Consider the following 8,763-nt stretch of genomic DNA (forward strand, 5'->3'; position numbering starts at 1 on the left):
GGCCAGTCAAACGTTCGTGTGGATATCAGGCCGCATGTTGGCGGGCGCTGCGCGGCGGCATGCCGGTCCAGCGCTTGAAGGCGCGACGGAACTCGCGTGGATCGCTAAAGCCAATCTCCATGCCGATCTCCGCCACGCTGAGGGTGCCGCCGTGCAGCAGTTCCAGGGCGCGCTCGGCGCGCACGCGGTCGTGGATTTCGCGGAAGATACGACCGCCCTCGGCCAGCCGGCGCCGTAGCGAGCGCTCACTCATATTGAGCAGGCGGGCCACGTCGGGCAGGCGCGGTTGCTGGCTCAGGCGGCTGCGCAGCAGGCGTTCCACCGAGGCGACGATCTCCTGCTGCGCGCCATCGGGGTCGCCTTGCTGGTTGCACAGCGCCAGCGCCTGCTTGGCGGTGAGCGGGTTGTGCGTGGGCAGAGGATGAGCGAGCCAGGAGACGTCCAGCACAATGCGGTTGTAGCGCGCGCCAAACACCAGCTCGCACTGGAAGTAATCGGCATAAGCTTCCACATGCGCGGGCCGCGCATAGGTCAACTCCAGTCGCGACGGGCGGAACTGTCGCCCCAGCAACTCGCGGGCGATGGCCAGCGAGCTGGAGAACAGTTCCTCGCACAGGAACGGCAGCAGCGGCGCGTCGTTAAAGCGCGGCCAGGCGGCCAGGGCGACCTCGCGCGGCCCCACTTCCTCAAAGCTCACGTCCAGCAGGCTGCCGCTGACCCGGTGATGGTCGATGCCCACCTTCATGGCCTCGCCAAAGGTGGCCGAGGTCATCATCGCCAGGCCCAGCAAGCCAAAGCTGCCCAGGGTCTCCACGCGTCCCACCGACAGCCCCAGGCCCGCTTCGCCAGTGGCGTGCAAGGCGCGGGCAATGACCGAGCGTGCCTGACGGTAGGACACCCGCAGGCTGGGGTCGTTGAGCTGCTCGCGGGTGAGGCCCGAACCGGCGAACCAGCTTTCGCTGCGCAGGCCGCGCGCCAGTGCCAGTTGACTAAGGTGAACCAATACGTTGGGTGGGGTTTGCGCGGACGTAAAACGGGGATCGGCGCTGAGCAGCGCCGTGGTCGCATCGTCGTTCGGATGGCCGCTAAGGGCCGCGACAGACTTCATGCTGAAGTTCCCACCCCTCGCGCCGGACACGCCCCGCGCACACTTGATCTATATCATGGCGCGCAGCGGGCTGCTTCATGCAACGCACCACGGCGGCCCGCCCACCGTTCGGGAGAGCGTCGATGAAAGCGTCTGCCGGTCCGTTCGTATACCTGAGCTTGTTGCTGATCGGGTGGCTCGCGGGCTGCGCGCCGGTACCCACCGCGCCCGCGCCGCCGCCACCCGCGCCGATGCCCGCCGCCAGCGGCACCGTCAGCACCCCGGCCTCCTCGTTGCAGACCGCCCAACTGCTGCCACGGGCGCCTCGGCCCGGTACGGCCCGCTACGAAGCCGATCGCGGCGTATTCCGCGCTACCCGGGCACTGCAGGGCACGCCGCGCTGGGTGCTGGCGCAGCATGACGTGGATTACGCCACGCCCGTATTGATGGCCGACTTCAGTTGCGCCATGGGCGTAAACCTGGATGCCATCCGCCTGCCACGACTGGCGGCGCTGGTGGATCAGACCAGTCGCGCCGCCGACCTTTCCACCGGCCCGGCCAAAAAGGCCAACCAACGCCAGCGCCCCTTCCTCATCGACCACGGCCCGACCTGCCAGCCGGCCGAGCAGCTCGCCAAGAGTTTCGACTATCCCTCCGGCCACGCCACACGCGGCTGGGCCGTGGGGCTGGTGTTGACCGAACTCGCACCCGATCGCGCCACCGAGCTGCTGTTACGCGCCCGCGCCTTCGGCGATAGCCGCGTCGTATGCGGCGTGCACAACCTCAGTGCGATCGAGGCCGGCGTGATGAACGGTGGCGCGGTGGTCGCCACCCTGCATGCATCGGAAGATTTTCAGGCCAAGCTCGCCGCCGCGCGGCAGGAGCTGGGTGACTACCGCAAGTCGGCACCGTCGAATGCGGGGCCGCAGTGTCGGGCGGAACAAGCGTTGATCGAGCCGACGCCTTATTGATTGAGAAGAACACGATGTCTCAACTGTAGAGCAAGCCTACCGTTGTCAACGCGCTCGCCGGCCCGGATGCTCGGGCCGGCCGCCATGTCGCAGGCAATGTTCCTTTAATGCACCGATCCCATTACTGAGCGTCGATGAAGAACCCCGATGCGGTTTCACGGTCGTACCACGCATCGCATTTATTGTTGCCAACAATAGTGACGCTTCTGTTCTGCGTGAGCGCGGTGATAAGCATGGCGTAGATCGACTTTCCGGTGGGCGTCTTCGTATCGATGGCCCAGTCGTTGGCGGACGTTGAGCACGACGGCTTGTTGGTATGTACGCCGGTCGTAAAGATAACAATGCCCTCGAAACCTGCGTTGGAAATAACTGCTGTGGACAGAATCTTTCCCTGAGCTTCGCCTGCGAAAGCAGCTTGCGACACGGCGCACGCAAGAACAGCCACGGCGACCACGGTTCGTTTGATGAAGGAAGGCATTGACAGTCCTTTGTTTGATTATGAGTTTCTTGGAGCAAGAAAGCTTACTTGCTAAAGCGGCGCCCGCGCTACAGAACCGTCTCGGCTTCGTGGGGCGCTTCAGGCTTTCATGGAATGGAGCCTTGCACAGGCAGAAATGCATTTGCCTTCACCGGCCTAGCGTGTGCATCGGCTTTACGCGACCTCACTGCAAGGTAGCGCGCTCTTTGGTTTGCGGTGCGGAGCGCCGATGTTTCTTTGCGCGCTGTAGGCACTATTCCCCTGCTGGCGCAGGGGTTATCACCGCGCGGGGATTGAGCTGTTGGGGCCACATGTAAGAGCCGTCTGGTGGCCAAGATAAGGCCAGACAGTGTAGCCTTCGGCTCCCGCGAGCGCTTGCGCTTGGTTTTCTTCAAGCAAACAGTTTCGCGGTGACTCCGGGCCTTGCCTCCGCCTTGATATGGTGTGGCTCCAGAGTGTGGAATGGGGCGTGCTTGGTTAGCGATACATCATCGCGTTACAGGGATAGTTATGAAGGCAAAGGGCACTCTTCGCGGATGATTTCATTCGCGTATCCGTCTGTCATGCTGAAAATCAGCAGCCGGCCTATTCACTAAGAAATTAGTTATTCCATGCGAAATCGTTGGCCGAGGACAGCCATGGTGGCGCAATGAAACGCGCGCTCTTTCGCGCACACGCTTTTTCTGATCAGGGATGCTCTATGCGTTTTGTCACAAAGTCGCGATCCATGCCGCCGCGTTTGATCGCCCCGGCGCTACTCAACGGCGCTCAATGCACGGTCAATACGCACAGGGATGCGAGTGGATCGCACGAGGCTTCGCTCGGCCTTGACGCCAAATCGGGGTATCGACGCGGGAACTGTGAATCCCGTATTCAATCTATGCGCGAGAAGAACCGCAATAGCAGCGGAAGGCTGGTTGCGCTGTTGCTTGTGGCTTGTTGGCCCATGGCGTCTTTCGCGCTCGATTCAAATTCAAGGGATATTGCTGAATACAAAAACGCACCGCCACCGGAACCGCCAAAAAACTTGGAGGGTGTGACTGCCACTGCGTATGTTTGGGCGCACGGAATAGTTCAGATAGGTCAGCGCAACCCGGCTCCAGTGCGTGCCTACCAGTGGCTCAGCAAATCCGGATCAGCGAATATTCGCAAGAACGTCAACATGTGTCATGAGGCAGTGGCTGACCCCATTCTCACTAGTTCGGGAGCCAAGGTTGAGACCTATACGCTCTTCGCGCTTCCTGGCCCCATGGGGTTGAAGTACGAGCTTTACTACAACACGGCCAGGCGCGGCTCCCCTTGGGCGGACAATTTGTCTTACGTGGTGGATACCGAGTGCTCGGACATGGGGGATGTGACAGGGCAATGCAATTTCGTCAGCATCTATCGGCCAGATGGTTCCAAGATCACCTTTTCTGGCGGCCCTAAGGCAACCACCTTGCGTGAGGCCTCGATAAGCAGCGGCGTGGTATCGCTTACTCGCAATCTCTCCACAGGCGATCTGACCTTTCTCGATGAGGACGGGACTACCCAGGTCTATACGTCCGCTGGCGTCCTCAAGTCCATCGTCAATGAGCAGGGCATTGGTTGGTACATTACGCGTCCAGATGCGTACACCCGCGTGGTGACACATACGAGTGGCCGTGGCTATACGATCAACTATCGCGCAAGCACCGTCGTGCCCAATTTCTCTGACGCGACGATTACTGATCCTGCCGGCAATGCGTACCTAGTAAAGGGTCTTGGTTCAAGCCGCATCGAGTCGATCACTTACCCGGGTTCGCCTAGCACTGAAATCGCCTTTCGATATACGCTCCTGCTTGACTATCGTCTGACGGAGGTCCGCTACAACGGGAAACCGTACTCCTATACCAGCTACATCACCCAGCCCAAACATTTTCGTTACGGGTGGGCCACGGGTACCTGGTTGGCCGATGGCTCGCAAAACGTAAACATCACCTACGCGGTTGAGCCGAACAACGGAACCAGTGCAAGCGTTATCGGCCCGCTTGGGCACGTCTCCAAGAAGACGTTCGATGGCAGGGGCAACATCACCCTTATCAGCAACGCCGCGACACAGTCTTGCGGGGCAACGACGCAAGGGCGTAGCTACGACGCCCAAGGAAACCTGGCCGCCGAAGTCGACAATAATGGTAATACGCACACCTACAACTATGCAGCCAATGGCCAGTTGTTGAGCGAAACAGAAGCCGCTGGAACACCAGTGGCGCGCACTACCGACTACGAGTGGGACCCAGATCAGCGATGGAACCGGTTGCGTAGCATCACTGTTCGCGGTTGGCGAAAGACCGGCTACACGTATAACGCGCAGCAACGTCTTGCATCGGAATCGGTGACCAACCTGTCAACTGGCGGTAACTACGGTCAAACCTTGACCACTAGCTACAACTACGCCTTGTACGGCAACGGCATGGTGCAGACCATGTGGATAACGCGCCCTTCGCCCAATGGCAGTGACACAGATACATATACCTACGATGGTTTAGGCAACCTAACCTCATTCAAAAATGGTTTGGGACAAACAACGACCTACGGTGGCTACAATGGTCTTGGTCAACCAGAGTCCTCGGTTGGCCCAAACGGGGACAGGACAACCTATAGGTATGATGCGCGCGGGCGCGTCGAGACGAAAACGACTAATCCCAATGGTAGCCCTGCGACCTGGACATATGCTTACGATGGCTTTGGTTTGCTGAGTAGCCTGGCGGGCCCCGATGGTCAGATAACCACCTGGAACCGCGATGCACGCATGTGGGTGTCTTACATTACGCACAACGATAAAGACGGCACGTCCACGGAGAGTTTTAACTATGACGCTGACGGTAACGTGCTTCAGCGTACAGTGACACGAGGAAATGTCGTTGGACTAACCGAGAACTTTCACTACGATGCATTGGGTCGACTCCTGCAAAAAGTGAGTCAGAACGGCAATACAGAGACTTATGGCTACGATGGCAACGGCAACCTGATTTGGGTGATGGATCCTTCGGGTCATACGGTCTTGTACGATTTTGATGCGCTAAATCGGGTTACCAAACGAAGCGAGAGCGGTGGCGCGAGTACGCCTATTCCCGTGGTCGTCGGTAGCATCAATGTCCCAGGCAACATTCGTGTGCCTGCAGGAAGCACCAGCGTGCCCTACACAGTAAGCTGGAAGCCTGTTGCTTATGGAAGTACCTATGTGCTGCAAGAGCAGCGCGGTGACGGTAGCTGGGTAACGGTGCAGAGCGGGCGCGCGATCAGCTGGTCGACCGAGGGTAAGGCCAGTGGCACCTATCGCTATCGCGTGGCTGCGTGCAATGAGACCGGTTGCAGCGCGTGGAGTGAGGCGGGAACGTTCGTGATCACGCAGCCCAGTGATGCGCTGCCTGCCATCTTGCAGATCATTCTGGATGATCCTTGATAGTGTTCGGCTCGGCGAGGCGCTAAGGCTCGCCGAGCCCGCTCGTTTCCTCCCCGCTATGCGCTAGTTCCTGATCGCTGATCAGTGCCCCTTGCCGCTGTGTGCTGCCTTCGTAAGCCATGCCCCGCCCGGGAGCATGGCGAAGATGGCGCGTCAGGAAGGCTCGGTGCACTCCATTCATGTACCCCACCGCTTGTCCTCGCTGGACGCGGGAAACCAAGGAAGGCACTCCTTCATGAAGCCCCCAACATTTAAGCGCGCGACGTTGCTCGTCGCGATCCTGTCGGTGCTTGCGGTGACGGCCGCGCCCGCCGCTCGTGGCGACACTGTCACCCGTTTTGCCTATGACACCGGCGGTAACGTGGTCAGCGTAACGGATCCGCGTGGTCTGGTAACGTCCTATACCTATGACGGCCTGGGCCAGAAGTGGCAACAGAACAGCCCGGATACGGGCAGCACGACCTACAGCTACGACGGCTACGGCCGATTGTCGAGCTTGACCCGTGCGGGTGGAAATCAGGTGAGCTATGTGTATGACGGCATTGGTCGCCGCCTATCCGCCAGTGCGGGCGGTGCCACTCAGTCGTTTACGTATGACAACTGTGCCAACGGCACGGGTCGGCTGTGTCGAGTGGCCGATGGCGGCGGCGTGGTCACCTACAACTACTCGCCGGAGGGCTGGGTAACTGCGCGTGGCTTTGCCATGGGCAGTACCAACTATGCGTTGGGCTATAGCTACAACGCGCTGGGTCAGGTCACTTCCATCGCGTACCCTGACGGCAATCAGGCGTTGTATAGCTACATCAACGGCACGGTGTCGTCCGTGGGCGCAAAGATCAATGGCGTGGTATACACGGTGGTTGGTGGCGTGGGCTACCAGCCGGGCAACCGCGGCATGGCGACATGGATATCGAGTAATGGCTTAACTAACAGCTACGGTTACGACACCGAGGGTAAGCTCACTCGAATAGACGTAGCTGGTATCCAGAGCCTCAGCTTCAATTATGACGACGCTAATCGCATAGTGCGTATCGCTAACGGTACCGACGATGGGATGACGCAAAGCTTTGGCTATGACGACATGTCGAGGTTGGTGTCCGTCTATTCCGGCTTGGATATCCAAGCCATCTCGTACGACGCCAATGGCAATCGAACCTACCACGCGCTCAATGGCGCCGGCATTACGGTTAACCCCAAGTCCAACAACAATCAGATCAACGGCTTGTCGGGTAGCACCAATGTCAACTATGGCTACGACCCGCGAGGAAACCTCACGAGCATCTCTGGCGTCGGCACCTTCACCTACGACGCCTTCAACCGCCTTAGCGCAGCACCCAATGCGAGCTACTACGTAGGGCCAGAAGGTCAGCGACTGCGCAAGACGGTGGGTGGTGCCAATACATGGTTTGCACCTGACGCATCGGGTGCGCTAATGGCCGAAGCGACCAACGGCTGGACCGACTACGTGTGGTTGAACGGCCGCCTGATCGGTCGTATCAGTGGCGGCCAGTTCCTGAACATCCATACCGACCATGTGGGGCGCCCGGAAGCCATGACGGATGGTAACCGTAACGTGGTGTGGCGTGCGAGGAACTTTGCGTTCGATCGTCAGGTGACGATCAATCACGCGGTGCCGCTGAACCTGGGTTTCCCGGGGCAGTACTACGATGCGGAGACGGGGCTGTGGAATAACGGATTTCGCGACTACAGTCCGAGCCTTGGGCGGTATATCCAGAGTGATCCGATTGGATTGGCTGGCGGAATCAATACGTATGCCTATGTGGGTGGGAATCCGTTGAGCGGCATTGATCCACTGGGGTTGAACACTTACACGATTGGAGTAAATGGCGCCTTGGTGTTTTTAGGTGGTGGGCAGGGGGCGCTTGGCATTTACTTTAATCCCGGTAAAGGGTGCGGCGAGGAATTCGACTTTGGGCTGTATTCCAGCAAGGCAGTTGCGGCGGGCACGAATGTTGGTGCGGGAGTAGTTGGCGGAGTTTTATACGGACCAGCTAGCTCGCTCGCTGGTCAAACGTACGACGCTAATTCAAGCGTTGGGCCAGTACAGGGATCTTTTAGTGTGGCTCCGGATGGGACGAAGTCATGGACTGCTGGCTGGTCTGCCGTCGGCCTCCCGGGCGGTGGATCCTTCTCAACAACGACAACTCAAACGTTTGGTGTGTCAGACATCAAATCGATGGTATGGCAGGCATTAAATCGGGCCGCTGCCATTGGAGCTGCTCAACAGCCGCAGCCCTAATCAAAAGTTGCCATGTTTGCGTCTATAAGCTGAGGGGTGCGGTAGTGATCATTTACTTGTTCTTCGGGTCCGTCCTGCTCACATTTTTGTGCATGTCGTTCTTCTTCATTCGATTCCTTTTGGGCGGCAAGCGATATGCAGAAAAGGGAACAATGGAATACGAAAAGCTGACGCTCGGAAACCCTTTGACAGCTTTTTTCATCGACCGTCTCCTAACTCATGAGGGGCTTGAGCTACGGAGTAGGATGGTCATCTCTATCGGTGTGATTTGGGGATTATGTTTTGTTGCTGGGATCATCATCACGAATGTGTGGCCCAACGCATAATTGGAACACAGCGCTTCCCAGTCGCAGCTGATCGTGCACTGATGGATTAGCTATGCCATCGCTAACGCAGGACGTAACGCGCATCATGAGTGACCTGAGACGAAACGTGTAGCCACTTTGAAGGTGAGTTCTCTACCCTAAACAGGCAAGGAGAACCCATGAAGAAGCGACACACCGAAGAGCAGATCATCACGATCCTGCGGGAGGCAGAGCGCGG

5 protein-coding genes are annotated in these 8,763 nt (G+C 58.8%); 3 read left to right on the plus strand and 2 right to left on the minus strand.

From position 1 onward, the window contains the following. Positions 1 to 25 precede the first annotated feature (25 nt). On the minus strand, positions 26 to 1,108 hold the full coding sequence (locus JHD67_RS15535; protein ID WP_199100139.1) for an AraC family transcriptional regulator: 1,083 nt from the start codon (positions 1,106 to 1,108) through the stop codon (positions 26 to 28). Between the two features lie 122 nt (positions 1,109 to 1,230). Here JHD67_RS15535 and JHD67_RS15540 point away from each other — a divergent pair, with 122 nt between their 5' ends. Next, the gene (locus tag JHD67_RS15540; RefSeq protein ID WP_199100140.1) at positions 1,231 to 2,058 is read left to right on the plus strand and encodes a phosphatase PAP2 family protein; all 828 of its coding nucleotides are present in this window, start codon (positions 1,231 to 1,233) and stop codon (positions 2,056 to 2,058) included. 121 nt (positions 2,059 to 2,179) lie between these two features. On the opposite strand, the gene JHD67_RS15545 is transcribed toward JHD67_RS15540, so the two are convergent. Beyond that, the gene (locus tag JHD67_RS15545; RefSeq protein ID WP_199100141.1) at positions 2,180 to 2,536 is read right to left on the minus strand and encodes a hypothetical protein; all 357 of its coding nucleotides are present in this window, start codon (positions 2,534 to 2,536) and stop codon (positions 2,180 to 2,182) included. A gap of 649 nt (positions 2,537 to 3,185) precedes the next feature. Between JHD67_RS15545 and JHD67_RS15550 the strand changes: the two genes are divergently transcribed. Together JHD67_RS15550 and JHD67_RS22770 are read left to right on the plus strand one after the other, a co-directional pair. Continuing rightward, the gene (locus JHD67_RS15550) at positions 3,186 to 5,960 is read left to right on the plus strand and encodes a hypothetical protein (RefSeq protein WP_199100142.1); all 2,775 of its coding nucleotides are present in this window, start codon (positions 3,186 to 3,188) and stop codon (positions 5,958 to 5,960) included. Between the two features lie 136 nt (positions 5,961 to 6,096). Beyond that, on the plus strand, positions 6,097 to 8,220 hold the full coding sequence (locus JHD67_RS22770; protein WP_199100143.1) for an RHS repeat-associated core domain-containing protein: 2,124 nt from the start codon (positions 6,097 to 6,099) through the stop codon (positions 8,218 to 8,220). Positions 8,221 to 8,763: the final 543 nt, after the last annotated feature.

Origin of the sequence: Dyella sp. ASV21 (assembly GCF_016428975.1) — a bacterium.
Lineage (GTDB): Bacteria > Pseudomonadota > Gammaproteobacteria > Xanthomonadales > Rhodanobacteraceae > Dyella.